The sequence below is a fragment of the Colwellia polaris genome (genome assembly GCF_002104515.1).
GTDB lineage: Bacteria > Pseudomonadota > Gammaproteobacteria > Enterobacterales > Alteromonadaceae > Cognaticolwellia > Cognaticolwellia polaris.
The window spans coordinates 86,258-109,920 of sequence record NZ_NBOE01000001.1; the positions used below are offsets into that span (position 1 = coordinate 86,258).

The window sequence follows — 23,663 nt, forward strand, 5'->3', positions numbered from 1 at the left end:
AAAAGCATATTTTTTGAGTGTTCTAGCTAAAAGTAAAGAGTTTACTCTTGATTGATATCGGTGTGAATTTAACCAACACGCGCTTTGATAAAGATCGAAGTGAAATGCTTATACGTGCCCAGCGGGCAAATGTTAGCGCGATAGTGGTTACAGGCACCAGTGTTGAAGAAAGTAAGCAAGCTATAAGCCTTTGTCAGCAATACCCTGAGTATTTACATAGTACTGTTGGTATTCACCCGCATGATGCCGATAACGCAGCGATAAATTTTCAAGAGCAATTAACGGTTTTAGCCAACAATAAATGTGTGAAGGCCATTGGTGAATGCGGATTAGATTTTAATCGTAATTTCTCAACGGTAGAGAACCAAAAAAGAGTTTTTTTAGAGCAAGTAAAGTTAGCTTCAGAGCTGCAATTACCTTTGTTTTTGCATCAAAGAGATGCTTTTGAGCCTTGGTTTGAAATACTAACGCCATACTTTTCTAAAGTTCCTGCTATGGTTTCTCATTGCTTTACCGGAAATAAAAAAGAGTTAGAGCAATGTTTAGCCGCTGGTATGTATATAGGTATAACAGGCTGGTTATGTGATGAACGAAGAGGACAAGAGCTTCGTGATATTGTTTCTTTAATTCCATTAGATCGTCTAATGATTGAAACGGATGCGCCTTATTTAACACCAAGAAACATTCGACCAAAGCCTAAAAGTAGCCGTAACGAACCTAGCTATTTACCTTATATTATTAAGACTTTGGCTGAATTAATGCCTTTTAGCGAGCAAGATATAATTAAACAAACTACGCTTAATTCAGAAACATTTTTTAGTATAAGCACTAGCAATGTATAACCTAATTAGCCGTTTAGTTATTTATTTTATAATCATATTTTGCTCCTTTAATGTGGTGGCTCAAGGCGCACGTGTATTAACAAAAACAGACTTTACTTTTCAATTACATGGCCAGCATGTTTTTATCGGCAGTAGTTTAATATTAATTCTTATGTGCCTTACATGGGCTAGAGCTTCACGAAGCTATAGCATGGCAATGTTGGCGTTATTTTTTGCTGTAAAGTCATTAGGTATTTTAGTTGCTGGTGGCGCTTCTTTACTCGTACTTTTAACTAGTAACCCCTATTTTCTTAATGCTGAGAGTGTGTTGCTTGCCAGTAGCGCTAACATTCTGTTTTTTATTTTTACAATTAAGTTATTTTCCTTAAAAAAAAATAAGCATAAAAGCTATCAACTGTTACTGCGCTTATCTATTATTATAGCTCTGAGTGTGCCCTTAAGTTTTATTACCCACCCCAGTAACACTTGGCTATTAACACAAATACCAACCTCAATAAGCTTACTCGCTTTGTTGTATATTTTCAGATACGAAAAAGCCATTGACCTTGATTTACTCTCAATATTTTCACCAATTCTGATGATACAATTAAGCTTTAATCTTTTAGCTTTTATGTTGTACTACCTCGGCTTCTCTTCATACGTTATAAATTGTTTTGATATGCTCGCCTTTTGGGTGATGGCTATTATGGCGACTTATTTGATGGGGCATAAATATTACTGTCAATTACGTGATGAAAAGTTAGCTCAACAACAAGCACTTTCAAGCATAAAAGCTTCAGAAATAGCACAAAAAGAAATATCAAGATTACAAGATGAAAGCCAAGAGCAATTAGAAAGCCGCGTGCAAGAACGGACTTTAGAGTTAAATATAGCGTTACAAGAGTTAGAAGTTGTTAATCAAGAATTAAAAGAAAAAAATACGCTTGATGAGCTATCTGGGCTATATAATCGACGTTATTATGATCAAAAAATAGTGGCTGAATTTAGACGTAGTCGTCGCAATTTAACACCGTTAAGTCTTATTCTCGTAGATATAGATCACTTTAAGCGTGTTAATGATAACTTTGGCCATTTGGCTGGCGATAAATGCATTGTCGAAGTTGCAGGTATGATTAAATCTTTACTGCGTCGAAGCTCAGATGTTGGCTGTAGATATGGTGGGGAAGAGTTTTGTTTAATTTTACCCGAAACCGATGCTCAAGGTGCTTTAGCACTTGCACAAGAGATATGTCAGAGTGTTAGGCAACAACAGGTTTATAGCAATGAAAACATCATTACATTATCTGTAAGTTGTGGTGTTACAACTTATCAGCAAGAGAAAGAGATCACACCAGAAATTATTTTTGATTACGTAGATAAAGCACTTTATAAAGCAAAACAAGCAGGCCGGGATCAAGTGCAAGTCATACCAATAGAAAGATCAACCCAGCCACGGTAATACAGTTGAAATCAAATGACGGCTTAAGATAGCTCCTAATGCATATCGTCGTATATTACATTTTTGTTTGAATAGAATTTACATTGTTATAGGAAAGAGTATGAACAACGTTTTTGGTCAATATCCTGCCCGTCGAATGCGCCGCATGCGCTCTGATAGTTTTTCACGACGTTTAATGTCAGAGCATCAATTGACGGTTAATGATTTAATCTATCCCGTTTTTGTTTTAGAAGGTGAAAACCAATGTGAAACTATTGAATCGATGCCAGGAGTTGAGCGCAAAAGTATCGATTTACTATTGGCAGAGTGTGAAGAGTTAACCGACTTAGGCATACCTGCTATCGCTATTTTTCCGGTAACACCTGCAGATAAAAAGTCATTGTTAGCAGAAGAAGCCTATAATCCTGATGGTTTAGCTCAGCGCACTGTTCGTGCAATAAAGGCCAAGTTTCCTCGTTTAGGGGTGATCACCGATGTTGCCTTAGACCCTTTCACAACCCATGGACAAGATGGCATTATTGATGAACAAGGATATGTTTTAAACGATATAACAAAAGATATTTTAGTGAAGCAAGCCTTGTCTCATGCCCAAGCAGGTGCCGATATCGTTGCACCATCAGATATGATGGATGGCCGTATCGCTGCAATTCGTGAAACATTAGAAAAACACCACTATGTTAATACTAAAATACTGGCTTATTCAGCCAAGTATGCTTCAAGTTACTATGGCCCGTTTCGCGATGCGGTAGGTTCGGCAGGCAACATTAAAGGGGGCAATAAGTTCTCTTACCAAATGGATCCTGCCAACAGTAATGAAGCACTGCATGAAGTCGCCCAAGATATTTATGAAGGCGCTGATATGGTAATGATTAAGCCAGGCATGCCATATTTAGATATAGTTCGCCGAGTGAAAGATAATTTTCAAGTGCCAACCTATGCTTATCAAGTAAGTGGTGAATATGCCATGCATATGGCAGCTATTCAAAACGGCTGGTTAGCTGAAAAACCTTGCGTAATGGAAGGTTTACTCGCCTTTAAACGTGCAGGAGCCGACGGTATATTAACCTATTTTGCAAAACAAGTGGCGCGCTGGTTAAAAGCAGAACAAACAAGCTAAAACGCTGAGTTATTTCAGGCGTGAAAAATAAAGAAAGAGAATGGCCGTGATAAATATTTATTACGGCTTTTTATGTGTGAATTTTAATTTTATTTAATCTAGTGCCAGAAATGTAAGTGTGGTGCGCTATTTGATAATTAATATATAAGCGTTAAACATAAATTATTCACCACGGGCTTCTCCATTATTCATCTGTGTTTATAGCTAAACTATATCTAAAATCTAATCTATACTTTATCGAGCTCCAGGCTATAACCAAGTATGGCAATGTGTTCATTCTCTTGCGCAAATTCATCATGAATGAGCGTGTGTTGTAACAACCATTGCTGCGGCAAACTAAGCTGCAAACACTTATCATTTAGCGATACAGCATAGTCGGGTAATGTCTGATCATTGCGGTGACGACATAATTTTACTGCTAAGCGCAGAATAATTAATAATTTTTTAGCGGTTTGATCATCAATAGCTGATTGCTGTTCAATAAGGGCTAAATTGATATCTCCTTTATACAAGGTGACCAAACTGACCAGTAGTTGCCGCTCTGATTGATTAAAACCCGCTAAGTCAGCATGAGCTAAAATATAGGCACTATGTTGCTGATGGTGCTTGTACTCTAGTAATAAGCCTATTTCATGCAAGTCAGCACTAGCTAGTAAAAGTGCAAGCGCATTACCATCAGGTAAATCCCAAATAGATTTAAGCTGTAAATAAAGCGTTTCTATCTGACGTTTTACGCTATTAGCATGCCGCTGATCAATATGAAAACGTTGGCTCAATGCTGTAATGGTTCTTTGGCGAATGTTAGAAGTGCTTTGCTCTGGTAGCATTTCGTATAACAAGCCTTCGCGTAATGCACCACTAGAAAGTGTTAACTCTTTAATCGACAATTGTTGAAATAAGGCAATTAAAATAGCTAAGCCACTAGCAATAACTGGGCTCCTTTCGCTAGATAACCCTGCTAAGTTAATCTTGTCAATTTGATTAAAATGCAATATTTGCGCTTTAACCTGATAGAGAAACTCTAGCGAAATAACACTTGGCTTATGCTGATAAATTAGCATTTCCGCTAACGCTTGCATGGTACCCGAGCCACCAAGAACACATTGCCAGCCAATATCACAAAATTCATTTTTTATTGGCGCAATAATAAGCTCAGCAGCACAAATCGCTTGGTTAAAGTGTTCGTTTGATAACTCGCCATGAGGAAAGTATTGCTGGTTATAAGTCACACAACCAAGATTAAGGCTATGGGCCTTTTTAACCTTGAAGCCTCGACCAACAATAAGTTCTGTACTAGCACCGCCAATATCTAAAACCAAACGTTTGTCAGCACTTAAACTGGTATGAGCAACACCAAGATATATATGTTCAGCTTCTTCAATACCGCTTAGTAAGTTAACAGGATGCCCTAACACTGCTTCAGCTTTAGCAATAAACTCGTCGCGATTTTTTGCTAACCTTAAAGTGGCGGTAGCAACAATACGAATATTTTTTTGAGGGATGTCTTGTAAGTGTTCAGCAAAAAAACGTAAGCATTCTAAGCCTTTTGCCATCGTTTGCTCAGATAATATATTGTTAGTATCTAAGCCAGCAGCGAGTCGAACTTTACGCTTGATTTTATCAACAACTTGCACGCTATCGGCAAGTTGTCGAGTAATTAACATATGGAAGCTATTAGAGCCTAAATCGACCACAGCATATAGAGGTGATAAAAGCTCCAGGGAAGTGGTCGACATCAACTAACTGTTCCTTTGAGGCCTATTGCCAGAACTACGACTGCGGTTTTGGCCACCATTATGAGGCTTATGACGACGTTGACGAGGCTTAGGTCGAGGTAGATCGGTCAATAATGCATCGTGATCATATTTACTTACAGGCAAGGCATGTTCAATATAGGTTTCAATGGCTGGTAAATTAAACACATATTGTTCACAGGCTAAACTAATAGCATGACCTGTAGCACCAGCACGACCCGTTCTACCTATACGATGAACATAATCTTCACAATCATCAGGTAAATCGTAGTTAAATACATGCGTAACGGCTGGAATATGCAAGCCACGTGCTGCTACATCAGTAGCCACTAAAACGTCTAATTGGCCAGCGGTAAACTGCTCCAAAATTTTCAAACGTTTCTTTTGAATAACATCGCCAGTAAGCATGCCAACACGAATTTTATCTGCTTCTAAGTGCGCGTGAATTTTTTCACAAACATGTTTAGTGTTGGCAAAAATAATCGCTTTATCAGGCCAATCTTCTTCAATTAAGGTTTGTAGTAAGCGCATTTTATCTTCATTAGAAGGGTAAAATAGCTCTTCTGTTATGCGAATATTAGTTTTTTGATCAGGTTCTACTTCAACGCTGTCAGGTTCGTTCATGTGTTCAAAAGCTAACTCTTTAACACGAAAAGATAAGGTTGCAGAATAAAGCATGCTCAAACGCTCAGTTGCTGCAGGCATTTTGTTAAACATGTAACGAATATCTTTAATAAAGCCTAAATCGAACATACGATCAGCTTCATCAAGCACTACAACTTCAATATTATTGAGGTTATAAATGCCTTGTTTTAAGTAATCAAGTAAGCGGCCACAAGTGCCAATTAAAATATCTACACCTTGTTCAAGTTCTAAACGTTGGCTTTCGTAACCTTCACCACCATAAACACATCCTAGGCGTAAACCTGTGCTTTTTGCCATTGCGATAGCATCGCGGTGAATTTGAATAGCAAGCTCACGTGTTGGCGCCATAATTAAGGCGCGTGGTTGATTGTGGCTAACATTTTTTTTCTGTAATAAATGATGGAATGTTGCGGCTAAAAAGGCAATGGTTTTACCTTCGCCGGTTTGTGCTTGACCGGCAATATCTTTGCCTGTCATCAGTATAGGTAAAGACTTTGCTTGAATTGCAGTGCAATATTCAAAGCCCATAGATTCGAGGCCGCTAACAACGGTAGGCTCGAGCTTAAGTTCCGAGAACTTTATTTCTGTTAAGTGTGTTTTTTTCATACCGCTAGCTTAACACCTTAAGCTATTAATAAAAATTAGATTCACATAAAAGCGACAATAAAATGATAGCTTTAGTTGATTTTTTAATTTAAATGCCCATTACTGTTATATGTGATTTAAATTTATTACCTATAACTGTTATATACGATTGATGGTAATTAATTTTGATGAAGGTATAATCTTAACCCATTGGCAATAGGCCACCTTTTTTTGGAGATATAAATGAGCGATAAAATTGTTCAGTTAACTGATGATAGTTTTGACACTGATGTAATCAATGCATCAGGCTTGGTTCTAGTTGATTTTTGGGCTGAGTGGTGTGGACCATGTAAAATGATCGCGCCATTGTTAAATGATGTAGCTGAAGAGTATGCTGGTAAAATAACAGTCGGCAAATTAAACATTGATCAAAACTCAAACACCCCACCTAAATATGGTATTCGTGGTATTCCTACCTTGTTACTATTTAAAGATGGTGCGGTTGCCGACACGAAAGTTGGCGCTTTATCAAAAACGCAATTAAAAGAGTTTATTGATAACAATTTATAAAAAAAGGTCCGATAATTCGGACCTTTTTATTATTTATTTTAAGATCAATTAAGTGATCCTTTACTGGTTTGCTTTTTAATGCTAAATTTAACTTTCTAACGAAAGAACATTTCAAAAAAACCATATTCAAACATCCTAAATTGCCAAACGGCACAGCATAAGAACCTAAATAGTTTAAGAACCCCCAATATGAATCTTAACGAACTTAAAGAAAAGTCGATTAGCCAACTGGTTAAACTCGCAGAATCAATGAAACTAGAGCATTTAGCTCGTAACCGCAAACAAGACATTATATTTGCTATATTAAAAGCCCATGCTAAAAGCGGGGAAGATATTTTTGGCAGCGGTGTTTTAGAAATTCTACAAGACGGCTTTGGGTTTTTACGCTCTGCAGACTCTTCCTATTTAGCTGGACCTGATGATATATATGTATCACCAAGCCAAATACGTCGATTTAGTATGCGAACAGGCGATACCATTACAGGTAAAATTCGCCCACCAAAAGACGGCGAACGTTATTTTGCTCTCTTGAAAGTTAATGAAGTAAACTTCGACCGCCCTGAAAACTCTCGCAATAAAATCCTTTTTGAAAACCTTACACCAATTCATCCTACTGACCGTTTAACAATGGAACGTGGCAATGGCTCGACTGAAGATATCACCGCACGTGTATTAGATTTAGCATCGCCAATTGGTATGGGTCAACGTGGATTAATTGTTGCACCGCCGAAAGCCGGTAAAACATTGTTATTACAAAACATTGCTCAAAGTATTGCCCATAACCATCCTGAAGCTGAGTTAATGGTGTTACTGATTGATGAGCGCCCGGAAGAAGTTACCGAAATGCAGCGCTTAGTTAAGGGTGAAGTCATTGCTTCTACTTTTGACGAACCAGCGAATCGCCATGTTCAAGTAGCTGAAATGGTTATTGAAAAAGCAAAACGTTTAGTTGAGCATAAAAAAGACGTGGTGATTTTACTTGATTCAATTACTCGCTTAGCACGAGCTTATAACACAGTAATTCCATCGTCAGGAAAAATATTAACCGGTGGTGTAGACGCTAACGCTTTACATCGTCCAAAACGCTTTTTCGGTGCAGCACGTAACATTGAAGAAGGCGGTAGCTTAACGATTATTGCTACAGCGCTTGTTGATACTGGCTCTAAAATGGATGAAGTTATCTACGAAGAGTTTAAAGGTACAGGTAATATGGAATTACACCTTTCACGCAAAATTGCTGAAAAACGTGTTTTCCCTGCTATTCACTTTAACCGCAGTGGTACGCGTCGTGAAGAGCTATTAACTAAGCCAGACGAGTTACAAAAAATGTGGATATTACGTAAAATCGTTCATGAAATGGGTGAAATTGACGCCATGGAATTCATGATTGATAAATTAGCGATGACTAAAACGAATGATGAGTTTTTTGATTCAATGAAACGCCAATAAGCCAGTTATTTATATTTGAAAAATGCCAGCAATTAGCTGGCATTTTTTATGTACTTAATAAAATTTTGGCCAGTAAAAATGCGACTAGAAACGTTAAATGAAAAATTATTCACTTGATACCGCTATCGATTAGGGAATTTAGGCTTTCTACCGTTATAATGTAAGACAAATTTTTCATCAAATTCTAATATGAAATACAGTGATTTAAGAGACTTTATCTCTCAGTTAGAGAAATTAGGCCAACTCAAGCGTATTAGCCAGCCAATTTCTACTGATTTAACCATGACAGAAATTAGTGACCGTACCTTGCGACAAGCCGGTCCAGCATTGTTGTTTGAAAATCCCGTTGACGAAAATGGTCAGCCACACGGTATGCCAGTGTTAACCAATTTATTTGGTACTCCTGAGCGCGTAGCGTTGGCAATGGGTCAAGAAAATGTAAAAGCCTTGCGTGATGTCGGCACACTGTTAGCGGCATTAAAAGAACCTGAGCCACCAAAGGGTTTTCGTGATGCATTAAGCAAAATACCTTTGTATAAACAAGTGTTGAATATGCCTGTTAAGGTGATTAAAAAGCCGTTATGTCAACAAGTAGTGCTTGAAGGTGATGCGGTTGATTTAACTCAACTGCCGATTCAAAAATGTTGGCCAGGCGATGTGGCTCCCTTGATTACCTGGGGTTTAACCGTTACAAAAGGCCCGCATAAATCACGACAAAATTTGGGTATTTATCGTAATCAATTATTAGGTCGCAATAAGGTCATCATGCGTTGGCTATCTCACCGTGGTGGCGCATTAGACTTTCAAGAATTTAAAAAAGCTTTTCCAGGTGAAAAGTATCCAGTAGCTGTTGCGTTAGGCGCAGATCCAGCGACCATTTTAGGTGCGGTTACGCCAGTGCCAGACACCCTTTCTGAATATGCTTTCGCGGGTTTATTACGCGGCAGTAAAACGGAAGTTGCCAAATGTATCAGTAACGAGCTAGAAGTGCCGGCAACAGCCGAGATTATTTTAGAAGGTTATATTGACCCCGATGAAATGGCACCAGAAGGGCCTTATGGTGATCATACGGGTTACTATAATGAAGTTGACGGTTTCCCTGTCATGACCGTTACTCATATTACCCACAGAAAAGACCCTGTTTATCACAGTACTTATACCGGACGCCCACCAGATGAGCCTGCTATTTTAGGTGTTGCACTTAATGAAGTCTTTGTGCCGATTTTGCAAAAGCAGTTTCCAGAAATTCAAGATTTTTACTTGCCACCAGAAGGTTGTTCTTATCGTTTAGCCGTTGTTACGATTAAAAAGCAATATGCTGGCCATGCTAAACGTGTAATGATGGGGGTTTGGTCTTTTTTACGTCAATTTATGTACACAAAATTTGTTATAGTTTGCGACGATGATATTAATGCTCGTGATTGGCAAGACGTAATATGGGCAATGACGACGCGTATGGATCCAAGTCGCGATACAGTGTTAATTGAAAACACCCCAATAGATTATTTAGATTTCGCTTCACCAGTGTCAGGCCTAGGTTCAAAAATGGGCTTAGATGCGACCAATAAATGGCCAGGTGAAACCAATCGTGAATGGGGCGAACCCATTGAAATGACCCAAGCAGTGAAAGACCAAGTGGATGATATTTGGGACGAACTTAATATCTCAAGCGGCACTGATAATTCAAATTAATAATGCTACTAATATAGTAAGCACGAAGTAATAAGGTACAGAATAAATGAAAGTGATCACATGTCAGGTAGTGTCGTTAACACCATTAACGGAGTTTGTTTATAAGGCTCTTTTAAAGCCAAGCATGCCTGTTGATTTCTCTGCCGGACAATATTTAAATTTTGTAATGAGTGACGAAGACAAACGCCCTTTTTCTATAGCGAGTGCCCCAGGCGCTGAGCTTATTGAATTACAAATTGGGGCTTCTGGTTTAGACAGTTATCCAATGCAAGTTATTGAACACATTAAAGCCAATACTGAAGTGACGATTGAAATGCCTTTTGGTAACGCACAGTTGCGTGAAGAAAGTGAGCGCCCACTATTGTTGATTGCCGGTGGAACAGGGTTTTCTTATATAAAATCTATGTTTGAATATTTGGCATTAAAACAATCACAACGTGAAGTTATTGTTTATTGGGGCTTACGTGATTCAAGTGCGTGTTACGACTTAGATCAAACAGCTACTATTATTAATACACTGTCGAATGGTAAATTTATTCCCGTAATTGAAGCGCCAAATACCGATTGGCAAGGCCGCTCAGGCATGGTGCATAAAGCCGTAATGGAAGACGTTAAAAATTTAGCCGATTACGATATCTATTTAGCAGGTCGATTTGAAATGGTTGCGGCTGTAAGAGGTGATTTTGTTGAACAAGGCGCGCTAATAGAGCAGATGTATGCCGATGCTTTTGCATTTATTTAAGATATAAAAGCTTTTCATGGATATTGAAAATTAAGGGTATTAAAAATTATATTTAATACCCTTACATCAGCTTTAATAACTTCTAACCTGCCCTCTTTATGTCCTGCAAGCATTACACCACTCACCGTAGTACTAAAGTACTAGCCATGTTGTCGCACTATTCATTTATAGTACGTCTTTACTGTTCTGTATAAATGTGAAGACTATAGAAAAATAGTCAGTTACACCTGAATTAATAGGGCATGAAATTACATGTTAAGTGTTGTTAATATTTCAATAATATCTTTAGCTTATTTATTGATTTTATTTGGCATTGCCTATTTTGGTGATAAGTTTATAGATAAAAAGAACCATCGCTTTAAACCCATTATTGTCGCACTTTGCTTACCGATATTTTTTACTGCTTGGAGCTTTTACGGAACCTCTGCACAGGCCGCAAATAATGGTTGGTTTATTCCCCCAACTACAATTGGTGCTATATTAAGTATTACTTTTGCTATTCCGGTTATTAAGCGGCTAATCACTTTGGGAAAGCAACGTAGAAGCACTTCTATTGTTGGCTTTATCTCAGCGCAATATCAAAATTCTAAAACGGTTTCATTGTTGATCACAACAGTGGTTATTATTGGAACTTTGCCCTATCTTTCTCTGCAGTTAGAGGCTATTTCAACCAGTTTCGATGTTATATCTTCGCCATTTTTAGATGGTTTTCCATTAAACAACGCGCAAAAAAATGGCTTGTTTAGTTGGCAAGATACTACCGCTATTGTCACCATATTAATGGCAGTGTTTAGCATTGTTTTTGGTACTCGCCATGTTGACTTAACCGAACATCATAATGGTTTAATGTTAGCGGTTGCTTTCGAGTCTTTAGTTAAATTGATATCAGTGTGTGGCATTGGCTTGTTTGTGGCGTATCAGTTATTTAATAACCCTAGCGATGTGCTAATACAGGCGCTTAACAACGAAAATATTCAACAAGCACTTTCTGCAAAGCAGTCTAATGGTTACTTTACCGCAGTAATTTTAGGCATGGCTGCGATTGTATGCTTACCTTGGTTATTTCATTTGTTAGTTGTTGAAAGTAATGACCAAACAGATGCAGACACGGCGCAATGGTTCTTTCCTTCTTACGCTATTATATTTTCATTTTTTTTACTCTTAGTGATCGTTGTCGGCATGATCTACTTTCAGGCGAAGTTTGTGAATACCGAGATGTTTTTTTTGGCTATTCCATTAGCAGAAAAACAATCAAGTTTAGCTTTACTTGCATATCTAGGGGGCTTATCTGCAGCCACTAGCATGGTAATTGTTGCCACTATCACACTTTCTACCATGATTTGTAATGACATGATCATGCCCGTTCTTCTTCGCCATAAACGTTTTCATTTACAAACAACGGGAGTGGGAAGTTCGTTGCTTAAAATTAGGCGCTGTACGATTGTCGTTATCCTTTTAATGGCTTATATATTTTATCGTTTAGTGGGAGCGTCGGGTAATCTTGGCGCTATGGGCTTAATCTCTATTACTTTATTGGTGCAACTCTTCCCCATTCTGATCGGCGCTTTATATTGGCCTAAACGTCATAAATATGGTGTTATTGCTGGCGTTTTAACAGGGGCAATAATTTGGGCGTATACGCTGTTAACACCAACATTAGTTGAAGCGGGTTGGTTCTCACATGACTTATTGCAAAATGGTTTGTTTGGTTTGTCGCAATTGCGCCCTGAAGCCTTATTCAACTTTACGACTCTAGACCCATTAACCCATGGTGTTTTATGGAGTTTAGGATTAAATACTTTCGTCTTTATTGTTGTTTCATTTTATTTTCAAAAGCATTCTTTACCTGATAATGAACAAACAAATATCGATGGTCTTTCTAACGCATCATTACTGCATTTAATTAGCCGATTTTTAGGAGAAGAACAAGCAAAGCTAGCGCTACTTCAGCATTGTAATCAGCATGGCAGTGGCTTTTGTCTTTCACACATGGCTCACGTTGAAACCGTGACATTTGCCGAATCATTATTGGCCGGTATTATTGGTCCGTCTTCCGCCAAACATATTATTACTCTTGCTCCTCGCCATATTCCAGACGAAACAAATACAACTGAGCGACTACTGCAAGAAGCTTCGAATGTTTTAAAATTTAGTCGAGAATTACTGCAAAGTAGCATCGATAATATGAGCCAAGGCATTACAGTAATAGATAATAACCAACGTTTGGTCGCTTGGAATAAACGTTGTATCGAGCTGTTTGAGTATCCTGAAAATTTATTTTATGTAGGAAATCCGATTGCTGAGTTAGTACGTTTTAATGCACAACAGGAAAAATTGTCAGAGCAGCAGGTCGCAGAGCGTATTAATGAGCAGCTAGAGAAATATACCAGTCAGCAATCTTATGTGTACAAAAGAATATCAGTTACTCAACAAGTTATTGAGGTTCGGGTTGAGCCGATCCCCAGTAAAGGCCATGTTATAACCTACACCGATATTACAAGCTATCAACTGATGGTTGACGCTTTAAAAGAATCTAATGAAACATTAGAGCAGCGAGTATCACAGCGTACAACACAATTAACTAACATTAATCATCGTTTAGGTGTCGCAAAGTCTCAAGCTGAAGCGGCTAATCAAAGTAAAATACGATTTTTAGCGGCAGCGAGTCATGATTTAGCTCAACCACTGAACGCAGCTCGGTTATTTGTTACTGCGCTGCAACATATTGATTTACCAAAAGACCCTTCGAGTTTAATTAATAATTTATCAGACTCTTTGCAAAATGCCGAAAGCTTAATCAGTGAGTTGTTTGATATTGCTAAAATTGATGCCGGTGTTGTTAAAACAACAATTAGTCATTTTCCTGTTAAGCAAGTATTTGATTTATTACAAAATGACTTTGGTGTATTAGCCCGCAAGAAAAATATCGATTTTCACGTGAAAGCCAGTGATCTTATTGTGCAAACTGATAGCAAATTGTTATTACGAATTTTACAAAATCTTCTGGCTAATGCTCTTCGGTATACCCACAAAGGCAAAGTAATTATAGGGTGTAGGCGAACAAAAAATAGTGTAAAAATTGAGGTATGGGATACCGGAATTGGTATTTTAGAAAAAGACGCAAAAGATATTTTTACAGAATTTAAACGTATTGGGCATAGTGGAAACGATGAGGGTTCAGGACTTGGTCTTGCAACAGTTCACCGCCTGTGTTTATTACTTAACTTACCGATAGAAGTTAATTCTATTTTTGGGAAAGGCTCAGGGTTTAAAATAACTGTGCCACGCGGGAGTACTGCCAAGATAGAAAAACCTCTACTAGATGTAAATTCGAAAAGTAATAAAAAACTGAGCTATTCCTCACTTAATATTTTGGCTATCGACAATGAAGAGAAAATTCTTAAGGGTATGCATTCTTTACTTGGAAAATGGCATCATAATGTGATTACTGCAACTAGTTTAGCTGAAGCTAAAGCAAGTACATCCGCGAGTAATGCGCCGGATGTTATATTGGCTGATTATCACCTAGAAAACGAAGACTCAGGTATTGAGGTTGTACAAACACTATTTAAGTATTGGGGAAAAACTGTGCCGTGTATTGTTATTTCGGCAGATCAAACTGAACAAGTTAAAGCAGAAAGTAAAGGGCTAGGCTTTTTGTTTATGCAAAAACCCATTAAACCATTGGCGCTTCGTGCTGCACTTTCACGTATTTCGAGTAAATAAAATAGAGCAGATCAACATATATCCCCCAGATGCACTTAGCTATTACTGGTATTTAACAGATTACCTAACACAATGAGGTTAGTACGTTTTCTAACATTAAATTTAACAAAAATATTACTCATATGAGTTTTTACGGTGTTTTCTGAAATACCCAGTTCATAGGCAATTTGCTTATTCAGTAGGCCTTCACAAACTAAGGTAAAAATGCGAAATTGATGCGGTGTTAAGCTCGCCACTTTTTCAGCCACTTCGGCAATTTCTCGACCAATATTATCTTTTGGGTTTAAACTAGAGTTTGGAAACCAATATTCACCAGAGAGCAAGTGTGTTATTGATTGAGCTATTGCTTCAGGTGCTGCACTTTTTGAGAGAAAACCGCAAGCGCCAAGCTCGCGAGATAACTCAATAATGTCAGATGCGTCATTCCCAGAGATCATAGCAATAGGCACTAACGGAAAACAGCCTCTTAAATTAGCCAGCCCAGATAAGCCATTGGTGCCCGGAAAATTAACATCGAGCAAGACTAAATCAAAATCATCATTGTGCTCTAAAACACTATACACCTCAGCAACACTTTGAGCTTCAGTAACCGATACATTTTGATCTAATACCGTGACTAAATCTTCTATAGTGCGTTTAATTGCACCTCTAAATAGCGGATGATCATCAGCTATTATTATTTTTATATTTGTTGTCATTAAATCTAAATTACTCGTCAAAATATCGCTATAACATAACAGAAGCTACGATCAAACATCTAGCTAAATTCAACGAAAAATCAACCGCCACCCTAAAGTACTATATTTATATTTTGTTACTGTTCACATAATAAACGCCAGCAAAGTAGGCCCCTTCTCAAGGGCACATTATTTTGTATCTATTTATGTGAACAGGAATTTTTATGATCAGTTTAATTGGCCTTATCGGTGCGTTAGCGCTGTTAATCTATCTCACCATACGTGGGATGAACTTATTAATTGCCGCACCTTTAACCGCTATTATTGTTGCATTAACCGGAGGATTATCACTTTTTCCTGTCGAGGAAACACAAACCAGCGCTAACTTCATTCAAAGTTACATGGCTGGATTTTCTGGCTTTATTGCTTCCTGGTTTTTTATGTTTTTGTTGGGAGCGTTGTTCGGCAAGTTAATGGAAGATAGTGGCTCAGCAGACAGTATAGCGCAGTGGATTGTAAGCAAAACTGGGGTTAAAAATGCGAGTTTTGCCGTTATCGCAGTTTGTGCCATTTTAACCTATGGCGGTGTGAGTGTATTCGTGGTCGCTTTCTCTGCTTATTCCATCGCATTAAGCTTATTTAAACAAGCAAACTTACCGCGGCGTTTTATCCCTGCCGTGATGGCTTTTGGTTCAGTAACTTTTACCATGACATCAGCAGGTTCACCTGAAATTCAAAACTGGATCCCCATAAAGTACTTAGGTACTTCGCCCTATGCCGGCTGGGAAGTTAGTTTAGTTGTTGCAGTATTGATGGCTGTATTCGGCTATTTTTGGTTACAACGTATGCTCAATAAAGCGATTGCCAATGGTGAAGTTTTTGAAGCTCGTGATAACGATCCCGTAATTTCGGCAAAAACTTTACCTCATCCTATTATTGCCGCTATTCCTATTTTAACCGTGCTTACTGTTACATTTCTAGGTCATCACGCTTTTGCGCAATTCGCTTTGGTGCTGGCTCTGCTTTCTGGTTGTATTGCAGCTTGGTTATTGAATGCACGTTTTTTTACCAATTTAAGTAATACCATAGGAGCAGGCACCGCAGGGTCACTTCTTGCTATTGGTAATACGGCTGCTGTGGTTGGATTTGGTGCTGTCGCTAAGGTTTCACCAGCATTTACCATCGCAGTTAATCATCTAACCGCTATTCCAGGTAACGAATTAATAGGTGCCGCTATTGCTGTGACCGTTATCGCTGCATTAACTGGCTCATCTTCTGGTGGTCAATCTATCGCTTTACCTGTTTTAGCACCTCACTACCTTGATGCAGGCGTTGATCCTGAAGCACTACATCGTGTAATCGCTATTTCCTCCGGTGCGTTGGACTCGCTACCACACAATGGTTATGTCGTTACTACCATTCGATCAATCTGTGGCGAAACTCACAAAGCAGCTTATGGACCCATGGCAGCATTAACCGTTGTAGTACCGGTAGTGGGGACTATTGTCGCGGTTATGCTTTTTTTAATCACCTAGAAATTAGTTAGTAATATCAAAGCAGTAAAAAACAGAAAATTATAATAATTATAAATAAGCACAATAAAAATTTAACTATAACAACGCTATTTTAGGAGCACACATGAAAACAAGTATGAAGTTTAAACTCAGCCCTTTAGCCGTATTTGTAGGCTTGGCATTGAGTTCATCATTGGCCTATTCTGCCGATGCAGAACAAGATGTAACCGCCGTAAAAAAAGATGATAAAACTGAAAAAATACAAGTATTAGGTAGCTACATAAAAGGGGCAGATACGATTACGGCTAATCCTGTATCTGTGGTAAATGCTGACGACATGAAGTATTCAGGTGCTGTTGACACTACCGATTTAGTTAATATTTTACCGATTAATAGCGGAGCTGAAAATCGTCCCGATACTTTTACTAGTTTTTATAATCAAGGCACCTCGAATGTAAACTTACGAGGTTTAGGGCTTTCTTCTACCTTAGTGCTGATTAATGGCAAGCGACAGGTATTAAGCGGCGCTAAAGCACAAGATGGTAGTGTGTTTGTTGATACATCATCAATTCCTGCTATTGCCCTTAAACGCGTTGAAGTTTTAAAAGAAGGGGCTGCAGCTTCATATGGCTCTGATGCAATTGCTGGTGTTGTTAACTTTGTAACTAACGACACTTTTGAAGGGGTAAAAATAGATGGCGCCTATCATACGATTGAAGGTTTTGACCAAAATGATAAAAATATAAGTATTCTTTCGGGCATGAAGTTATCTGATAACACCAATATTGTCTTTGCCGCTTCAATGTTAAGACGTAGTAATATGCAAGGTTGGGAGCGCCCTGATTTAGTTAAAAATGCTGCGAGTAGTTTAGGTACCGGGTTTAAATTAACTGGTGATTCTGTTGTTACTTCTGGCCCATGGGCTGGCACTTACGCTGAAGGAGAGCAAGTAGGTAACCCTAATTGTGCTGGCGTAAACGGTAATATTCTCGATCTTGATGGCGATGGCGATATTGACCGTTGTGGTTTTAAATATGGCTTACATTACAATATTGTAAACGAAGAAGAACGTGAACAGTATTACACTAGCTTAACGCACTTTTTTGGTAACGATATTAAACTAAATGTATCGGCATTCTACAGTGATTATCGCATTATCGATAACTTCTCAGTACCTTCGTTGCCTAATTTAAGCTTCCCAGTAGTATCGGCAGATAATTCGACCAACCCATTTGGTGTTGACGCTATAATTTTTGGTCGTCATAACCCAACCGTAGCCGATTTTAGTAAATCAAGAGCGGCACCTAGAGATAATAAAACCTTTAGATTAGAAACTAGCTTAAGTGGATATTTAGACAATGGTTGGGAGTGGGTAACTTCACTGGCTTACAGTGGTAATACTTATAAAATTAGCCAACCAGAAATGTCACTTTCTCGTTTAGCGTTAGCTATGAATGGCCAAGGTGGCGTGTCTGGAGATATGACCTTTGATCATTTCAGTACTGACCTAAATCATGACCCAGCCTTATTAGATTGGCTAGAAACTGACTTTAAATCTGAGACAACAACTCGATTATTAGTCTGGGATGGGGTTATTAATGGTGAATTGTTTGAGTTGGACGGTGGAACGGTTTATGGTGCTTTCGGCGCTCAATACCGACGAGAGTCTTATCAAGTTAATCCAGCAGAAAATAGCACAATTCTTTATAATGCAGCCGGCAACCCACTACCCAATGACTTCACCTTTTTAGGTAGTGTAAATAACATTGATGAGTCTCGCTCAGCAGCAGCAATTTTTGCTGAAATTGAGCTGCCGATATCTGACGATATTACGGTAAATGCAGCCTTACGTTATGAAAATTTAGATACTGACAATAGCTTAGACCCAAAAATTTCAGTGCTGTATAGCGCTACAGATAACTTATCCTTACGCGCTTCTGCAAGTACCTCGTTTCGTGAACCATCACTTTCGCAGTTTAATGCTGATGTAACCAACACGGTTAACTTAGTTGATTACCAATTAAATCCAGATGGCACACCCGTGCTTGATTCAAGTGGCAATAAAATCCCGAATGCATCTTCGTTATTTATTCGCCAAACAACTACAGGTAATGCCGATTTAAAACCTGAAGAGGCAACAAACTATAATGTTGGCGCATTATGGAGTAGCGATGCTTTTCAAGTACGACTTGATTACTGGCGTATTGACTACAAAGACGTCATTACTATCGAGTCTGCTCAAGCGGTATTGGATCAAGACCCTAATGGTCCAACGATAGTACGTCAAGATCCTAATGACCCATCAAGTACACTAGCAGGCATTTCAACCGACTACTTTAATGCGGCAACTATTGACGCAAGTGGTATCGATATTGAAACAAGTTATAGGTTCGATCTTGATGGTAGTTCTTTAGAGCTTTCAGCAGGCTTTTCACGTTATTTAAGTTACGATGTACCTAATGCCGATGGCAGTACTTACGATGCTGTAGGTAAATTTAATTTTGGTAGTTTTGTACGTTCAATGCCTGAAGATAAAGGTAATATATCTGCACATTGGTTAATGGATAATCATAGTGTAATGGCACGAGTTGATTACGTATCAAGCTATATAAATAACCGTCAAGGCGATACGATTGACGCTTTTACCCCGGTTGAATTGCAATACCGTTTTGTTACGGCTATTCAAGAGGGTGAAGCGGCATTTAGTGTTGGTGTACAGAACTTATTTGATCGCGCGGCGCCTGTTGTAGCAGATGGCGCTAACTTTAGTTACGACCCTAAACACCACGATCCACGCGGACGCATATTTTATGCAAAAGCAAGCTACACGTTTTAATTCCATAGACGTTTAGTTATAGTGCTAGCTATTTTTATGTTGCGGTAAATATAGCTAGCAAATAACTCTAAAAATTCCTCTTCCTCATTTGAGTTATCAAGACTATATAACTTGGTTAATGCAGTTTAGTCGGATTACTGCTTACTATTGACAATAATTTTTATTCGTTAGGTTAAACCAATGTACTTATCCACCAAGCGCTTAATACTATCAAGGTTAAAGCTAAGATGGCCTTAGTTTTATGCTTTTTGATAATGCGCTCAGCCTGATTACCCGCGTAATACACAATAAGTGCTAAGCCAAAATAGCGAATAGAGCGTGCAATGACCGAGGCGATTAAAAATAAGGTGAGTGAATATTTTGTTGCACCAGCGGCCAACATGGCTATTTGAAAAGGGATAGGTACTATGCCTAAGGTAATAACAAACCAAAATCCTTGTTCATGCATTTTTTGCTTAACTACTTCAAATTGTTCTGGATTTGAGAATGTCGAGATAACCCATTCACCCACAATATCAAATAAATAATAGCCAAGCGCATAACCAAATAATGCGCCAATAAGGCAGCCTAAAGTTGCCATTAGAGCAATAAGCCATATTTTTTCACGGCGTGCTTGCATTAAAGGTATTAATACTGCTTCTAAAGGAATGGGGACTATGGTGGACTCTAAAAATGATGCCAGCGTAATGCTTCTCAACATTTTTTTAGAGTCGATAAATTGTCGTGTTTTTTGCTTAAGCTTTTCTTGGATAGACATAAAACGTCCTTTTACGGCACAAATGAATGGCGCTTATAGCCATACCTTTCTTAATTCATAGGCAAAAATCAACCATATTAGTTAATATGAAATTACACTACTTATACCAATTGAAGTAAATAATCGATCATTTTAAGGCGGTTTAAATCGTCAATAACTTATCACATTTTGTATTAAACATATTATTTTTCATATTCAATGTCATTTACATACCAAATTTTTTCACCGGCAGGGGTTTTTACCACAACTTCGTCGTCGACTTCTTTTTTTAAACATGCGCGTGAAATAGGCGAATCTATTGACGAGTAGTCATTGCGGCCATAGATCTCTTCTGGTCCAACAATGCGAAATTTTAATCTTTCATTGTCATCATTTTCTAAACTTACCCAAGCGCCAAAAAAAACTTTGCCCTCTTGTTGTGGGCCATAATCAACAATTTTTAGCTCTTCAAGTATTTTACGAAGATAACGTACGCGGCGATCAATTTCACGCAAGCGCTTCTTATTATATTGATAATCAGCGTTCTCGCTCCTGTCGCCTAAACTGGCAGCCCATGAAACTTTTCGGGTGGTTTCTGGACGCTCTTCTCGCCAAAGTTTATTTAACTCTTGCTGAAGTAACTCATAGCCTGGTCGAGTAATTAATTTGGTTTTCATAAGTTTGCTTTTTGTCTTCAATAATTGAGGCAATAACTGTGATACTTTGCAAAAAAAATAAGCAAAACAATCACTCATCAAGCTGTGGTTTATATTATAACGCGGTAGTTGTATATTTTAATCATTAAAATGAGCGGATAATTTATCAATTTGAGATTAATACTTTCTTATTTTTACTCACCTATGTATTTTTTACAATTCCATCTGTAAATAAAGCGTAATTCTCTATCAATAACGTCCACAGCCAAGTAGAGAAAATAATAAATACCTCTATTAATCAGTTGTTTAAGTTGTTGGCATGGTTATGGCTTTAGTCTTGTTGTCTTAACTTAAAGGAGAATAATATGAAAAACTCAATTCGTTCATTGGTTGCGTTAACATTATTAACAGTTGGTTCATCAGCTGCGTATGCAGAGAATACATGGAAAGATACCTCAAAAGATGCGTGGTTAGATGGTAAAGCAGAAAGTACTTTATTATTTAATACAAACTTAAATTCTTTTGACATTAATACTGATGTGAAAAATGGTGTGGTTATTCTTACGGGTAAAGTTGAAAGCGGTGTTGATAAAGCGCTAGCTGAAGAGTTGGTTGCCAGTCTGGAGGGGGTGAACTCAGTCGATAACCAGTTAACAGTAATCGATAATGAGCCTACTAAAGACAGTAAAATGCTTATGGCATTAACAGATTCAAAAATTGAGACAGTGGTTAAAACAAAGTTATTATTTGAATCAGAAGTCAGCGGAACCGCTACCGAAGTAGAAGTTGAAGAAGGCGTGGTTACATTATCAGGCCAGGTAGATTCAGATGCTGAAAAACAACTTGCTGTTGCTATTACCGAAAATACAACAGATGTTAAATCGGTGGTTGATCAATTAGAAATAGCTAAACATTAATATTTCACAATAGCTCGATCGAGCGCACGCCACTGGCGTGCGTTTATCTTTCGCGCTTTTCAAAGTTTGAGCATGTATTCATCATAAACTATTACTGTTGTGATTTGGTATTGCTGAGTTTTGATTTCATAGATGAAATAAACTCAAAGGCTGAAGCATTTATTAACCAAGCCGACGTGAGTTTGTATAAAGCAAAAACTTACGGTCTTAATCAATTTGCAGTTAATGAGATTTTTAAGGGGAAAAATTTTGCAAAATTACAAGAAAGTTTTTGATCAACTATTTAAAAAATGTCATCGGCCGCGCGCGAAAAATCCCTATGTTCAATCTGGTCAATGTTATTGTTGGTACAACCCGAAAAACACTAAATATTTCACATCAAAAAGCGACGAATAGTGTTGCGGTCATTACATGGTTATTTTTACCAATATAGTAGCCGCGAAGTTTTATAGCGCTAGTTAACGTGCTGAAAGCATTAAGCTCAATATTAATCTTTAGGCACCTCTTCTTTCACTCTACCGATAACTTTTAGTGTTGCAAAGGTCATAATACTTAGCGCTATTGCAATTTCTATACGCTCTAAACCAACAGCAATACCAATTGCTCCGGTAGACCAAATTGCTGCCGCTGTTGATGTTCCACTAACTTGCGATGAGTCTTTTAAAATTGCACCTCCACCGATAAAACCAATGCCAGTGACAATACCAGCAATTACTTTAGATTGAGCATCTTGGTCGTTAAAAATAGACATGGCCAGAATAGTGAAAGTACAAGCTGCCATTGATACTAAAGGAAAGGTTCTTAACCCAGCTGATCTGCTACTTTTCTCTCTTTCCCATGCGGTCATAATGGGTAGTATTAATGCTATAAATAATTGCATTAGATTTTTCATGACTTCATCTATATTAATGTTGAGGTTAAATAAATCCATAAATTCTAGTGTCCTTATATTGGAAAAGCTTGTTAGAGCATTCACACCGTACAATTTTTATAAGTTATATTACTGAATAACTGAAAATAGTCCAAAAAAATACCACTAATGTTAGTGGTATTTATAATGAATATTCCGCTGAGAAAATTTTGCCGTAAATTAAGCTTGGTTTGGAATAATTTGAATTTCTACTCGGCGATTTAATGCGCGGCCATTGGCACTGCTGTTGTCGGCAACCGCACGAGTTTCGCCATAACCAACGGTTTGTAAACGACTCGCAATAATATCTTGATTGGTTAAATACTGTTTTACACTGCCTGCGCGTTGCTCAGATAAGTTTTGATTAAAATCTGCCGCACCCTGGCTATCGGTATGGCCTTCGATACTGAGTAAAGTTTTTTCATATTTATTTAACACGCGAGCGATATCGTCTAGTGTGCTGTAAAACCCAGATGTTATATAAGCTTGGCCTGTAGCAAAGGTAATGTTAGCTGGCATAATTAAGCGTAAGTTATCACCTTCTCTTACGACTTCAATGCCTGAGCCTGACAATTCGTCACGAAACTCTTGTTCTTGTTTATCCATGTAATCACCAATCGCTACACCTGCAAGCGCACCAATAGCGGCACCCCAAACAGCACGCTTATTTTTATGATTACTGGTTGATTTACCGATAACCGCACCCGTAATGGCGCCAATTGCAGCTCCTTTTTCTTTATTAGTACTCGCACAGCCACTGAAGGCTAACGACACAACAACTAAACTGATAATGGATTTTTTACACTGCATAAATTGACCTTTAAAAAATATAAATTGAATAACTTGTTTTCATCATA

At 38.1% G+C, this 23,663-nt stretch carries 18 protein-coding genes; 11 read left to right on the plus strand and 7 right to left on the minus strand.

Annotated elements, in window-relative coordinates; all coding sequences use genetic code 11:
* Positions 1–47: 47 nt before the first annotated feature.
* The 3 genes from B6A32_RS00390 to hemB all read left to right on the plus strand — a co-directional run bounded on the left by B6A32_RS00390 (position 48) and on the right by hemB (position 3,397).
* Positions 48–842: a TatD family hydrolase gene (locus B6A32_RS00390; RefSeq protein WP_085300791.1), complete on the plus strand. Its 795-nt coding sequence runs from the start codon at positions 48–50 to the stop codon at positions 840–842.
* Positions 835–2,280 (plus strand): sensor domain-containing diguanylate cyclase, encoded by a 1,446-nt coding sequence (locus B6A32_RS19390; protein WP_085300792.1) that lies wholly within the window; start codon positions 835–837, stop codon positions 2,278–2,280. Before B6A32_RS00390 ends, B6A32_RS19390 begins: the two co-directional genes overlap by 8 nt.
* A 100-nt stretch (positions 2,281–2,380) precedes the next feature.
* The gene (hemB, locus tag B6A32_RS00400) at positions 2,381–3,397 is read left to right on the plus strand and encodes a porphobilinogen synthase (protein WP_085300793.1); all 1,017 of its coding nucleotides are present in this window, start codon (positions 2,381–2,383) and stop codon (positions 3,395–3,397) included.
* 227 nt (positions 3,398–3,624) lie between these two features.
* On the opposite strand, the gene B6A32_RS00405 is transcribed toward hemB, so the two are convergent.
* Entirely contained in the window at positions 3,625–5,133 is a 1,509-nt protein-coding gene (locus tag B6A32_RS00405) for a Ppx/GppA phosphatase family protein (RefSeq protein ID WP_085300794.1), read from the minus strand.
* 3 nt (positions 5,134–5,136) lie between these two features.
* Entirely contained in the window at positions 5,137–6,402 is a 1,266-nt protein-coding gene (gene rhlB / locus B6A32_RS00410; protein WP_085300795.1) for an ATP-dependent RNA helicase RhlB, read from the minus strand.
* Between the two features lie 222 nt (positions 6,403–6,624).
* On the opposite strand from rhlB, the gene trxA reads away from it, so the two are divergent.
* The 5 genes from trxA to B6A32_RS00435 all read left to right on the plus strand — a co-directional run bounded on the left by trxA (position 6,625) and on the right by B6A32_RS00435 (position 14,560).
* The gene (trxA, locus tag B6A32_RS00415; RefSeq protein WP_085300796.1) at positions 6,625–6,951 is read left to right on the plus strand and encodes a thioredoxin TrxA; all 327 of its coding nucleotides are present in this window, start codon (positions 6,625–6,627) and stop codon (positions 6,949–6,951) included.
* A gap of 189 nt (positions 6,952–7,140) precedes the next feature.
* On the plus strand, positions 7,141–8,400 hold the full coding sequence (gene rho / locus B6A32_RS00420) for a transcription termination factor Rho (RefSeq protein ID WP_085300797.1): 1,260 nt from the start codon (positions 7,141–7,143) through the stop codon (positions 8,398–8,400).
* Positions 8,401–8,589: 189 nt separating this feature from the next.
* Positions 8,590–10,092 (plus strand): 4-hydroxy-3-polyprenylbenzoate decarboxylase, encoded by a 1,503-nt coding sequence (ubiD, locus tag B6A32_RS00425; protein ID WP_085300798.1) that lies wholly within the window; start codon positions 8,590–8,592, stop codon positions 10,090–10,092.
* A 46-nt stretch (positions 10,093–10,138) separates the two neighbouring features.
* The gene (gene fre / locus B6A32_RS00430) at positions 10,139–10,834 is read left to right on the plus strand and encodes an NAD(P)H-flavin reductase (RefSeq protein ID WP_085300799.1); all 696 of its coding nucleotides are present in this window, start codon (positions 10,139–10,141) and stop codon (positions 10,832–10,834) included.
* A gap of 252 nt (positions 10,835–11,086) precedes the next feature.
* Positions 11,087–14,560, plus strand: a complete 3,474-nt coding sequence (locus B6A32_RS00435) for a PAS domain-containing hybrid sensor histidine kinase/response regulator (protein WP_085300800.1) — start codon at positions 11,087–11,089, stop codon at positions 14,558–14,560.
* A 35-nt stretch (positions 14,561–14,595) separates the two neighbouring features.
* On the opposite strand, the gene B6A32_RS00440 is transcribed toward B6A32_RS00435, so the two are convergent.
* Positions 14,596–15,258 carry a response regulator gene (locus B6A32_RS00440; protein ID WP_101685888.1) on the minus strand — a complete coding sequence of 221 codons (663 nt, stop codon included), beginning with the start codon at positions 15,256–15,258 and terminating at the stop codon, positions 14,596–14,598.
* 203 nt (positions 15,259–15,461) lie between these two features.
* Between B6A32_RS00440 and B6A32_RS00445 the strand changes: the two genes are divergently transcribed.
* Both B6A32_RS00445 and B6A32_RS00450 read left to right on the plus strand, forming a co-directional pair.
* Positions 15,462–16,772, plus strand: a complete 1,311-nt coding sequence (locus B6A32_RS00445) for a GntP family permease (protein WP_085300802.1) — start codon at positions 15,462–15,464, stop codon at positions 16,770–16,772.
* 103 nt (positions 16,773–16,875) lie between these two features.
* Complete coding sequence (locus B6A32_RS00450; protein ID WP_085300803.1) at positions 16,876–19,587, plus strand: TonB-dependent receptor plug domain-containing protein; 2,712 nt, start codon at positions 16,876–16,878, stop codon at positions 19,585–19,587.
* Between the two features lie 172 nt (positions 19,588–19,759).
* Here the strand turns inward: B6A32_RS00450 and B6A32_RS00455 are convergent, their stop codons facing one another.
* Positions 19,760–20,344 (minus strand): YqaA family protein, encoded by a 585-nt coding sequence (locus B6A32_RS00455; protein ID WP_085300804.1) that lies wholly within the window; start codon positions 20,342–20,344, stop codon positions 19,760–19,762.
* Positions 20,345–20,526: 182 nt separating this feature from the next.
* Positions 20,527–21,000, minus strand: coding sequence for a transcription elongation factor GreB (gene greB, locus B6A32_RS00460; RefSeq protein WP_085300805.1), 474 nt, complete (start codon positions 20,998–21,000; stop codon positions 20,527–20,529).
* Positions 21,001–21,344: 344 nt separating this feature from the next.
* Between greB and B6A32_RS00465 the strand changes: the two genes are divergently transcribed.
* Entirely contained in the window at positions 21,345–21,896 is a 552-nt protein-coding gene (locus B6A32_RS00465) for a BON domain-containing protein (protein ID WP_085300806.1), read from the plus strand.
* Positions 21,897–22,383: 487 nt separating this feature from the next.
* Here B6A32_RS00465 and B6A32_RS00470 read toward each other — a convergent pair whose 3' ends face one another.
* Both B6A32_RS00470 and B6A32_RS00475 read right to left on the minus strand, forming a co-directional pair.
* Positions 22,384–22,827, minus strand: coding sequence for an MgtC/SapB family protein (locus tag B6A32_RS00470; RefSeq protein ID WP_085300807.1), 444 nt, complete (start codon positions 22,825–22,827; stop codon positions 22,384–22,386).
* Positions 22,828–22,986: 159 nt separating this feature from the next.
* Complete coding sequence (locus tag B6A32_RS00475; protein ID WP_085300808.1) at positions 22,987–23,616, minus strand: OmpA family protein; 630 nt, start codon at positions 23,614–23,616, stop codon at positions 22,987–22,989.
* Positions 23,617–23,663 lie beyond the last annotated feature (47 nt).

What these genes read in the sequence shown, in the direction of transcription:
- greB (WP_085300805.1), bottom strand. Translation starts at nt 21,000, where the DNA reads ATGAAAACCAAATTAATTACTCGACCAGGCTATGAGTTACTTCAGCAA.
- B6A32_RS00445 (WP_085300802.1), top strand. Translation starts at nt 15,462, where the DNA reads ATGATCAGTTTAATTGGCCTTATCGGTGCGTTAGCGCTGTTAATCTAT.
- fre (WP_085300799.1), top strand. Translation starts at nt 10,139, where the DNA reads ATGAAAGTGATCACATGTCAGGTAGTGTCGTTAACACCATTAACGGAG.
- B6A32_RS19390 (WP_085300792.1), top strand. Translation starts at nt 835, where the DNA reads ATGTATAACCTAATTAGCCGTTTAGTTATTTATTTTATAATCATATTT.
- B6A32_RS00435 (WP_085300800.1), top strand. Translation starts at nt 11,087, where the DNA reads ATGTTAAGTGTTGTTAATATTTCAATAATATCTTTAGCTTATTTATTG.
- B6A32_RS00465 (WP_085300806.1), top strand. Translation starts at nt 21,345, where the DNA reads ATGAAAAACTCAATTCGTTCATTGGTTGCGTTAACATTATTAACAGTT.
- B6A32_RS00405 (WP_085300794.1), bottom strand. Translation starts at nt 5,133, where the DNA reads ATGTCGACCACTTCCCTGGAGCTTTTATCACCTCTATATGCTGTGGTC.
- rhlB (WP_085300795.1), bottom strand. Translation starts at nt 6,402, where the DNA reads ATGAAAAAAACACACTTAACAGAAATAAAGTTCTCGGAACTTAAGCTC.
- B6A32_RS00475 (WP_085300808.1), bottom strand. Translation starts at nt 23,616, where the DNA reads ATGCAGTGTAAAAAATCCATTATCAGTTTAGTTGTTGTGTCGTTAGCC.
- B6A32_RS00455 (WP_085300804.1), bottom strand. Translation starts at nt 20,344, where the DNA reads ATGTCTATCCAAGAAAAGCTTAAGCAAAAAACACGACAATTTATCGAC.
- B6A32_RS00440 (WP_101685888.1), bottom strand. Translation starts at nt 15,258, where the DNA reads ATGACAACAAATATAAAAATAATAATAGCTGATGATCATCCGCTATTT.
- hemB (WP_085300793.1), top strand. Translation starts at nt 2,381, where the DNA reads ATGAACAACGTTTTTGGTCAATATCCTGCCCGTCGAATGCGCCGCATG.
- trxA (WP_085300796.1), top strand. Translation starts at nt 6,625, where the DNA reads ATGAGCGATAAAATTGTTCAGTTAACTGATGATAGTTTTGACACTGAT.
- B6A32_RS00450 (WP_085300803.1), top strand. Translation starts at nt 16,876, where the DNA reads ATGAAAACAAGTATGAAGTTTAAACTCAGCCCTTTAGCCGTATTTGTA.
- B6A32_RS00470 (WP_085300807.1), bottom strand. Translation starts at nt 22,827, where the DNA reads ATGGATTTATTTAACCTCAACATTAATATAGATGAAGTCATGAAAAAT.
- ubiD (WP_085300798.1), top strand. Translation starts at nt 8,590, where the DNA reads ATGAAATACAGTGATTTAAGAGACTTTATCTCTCAGTTAGAGAAATTA.
- rho (WP_085300797.1), top strand. Translation starts at nt 7,141, where the DNA reads ATGAATCTTAACGAACTTAAAGAAAAGTCGATTAGCCAACTGGTTAAA.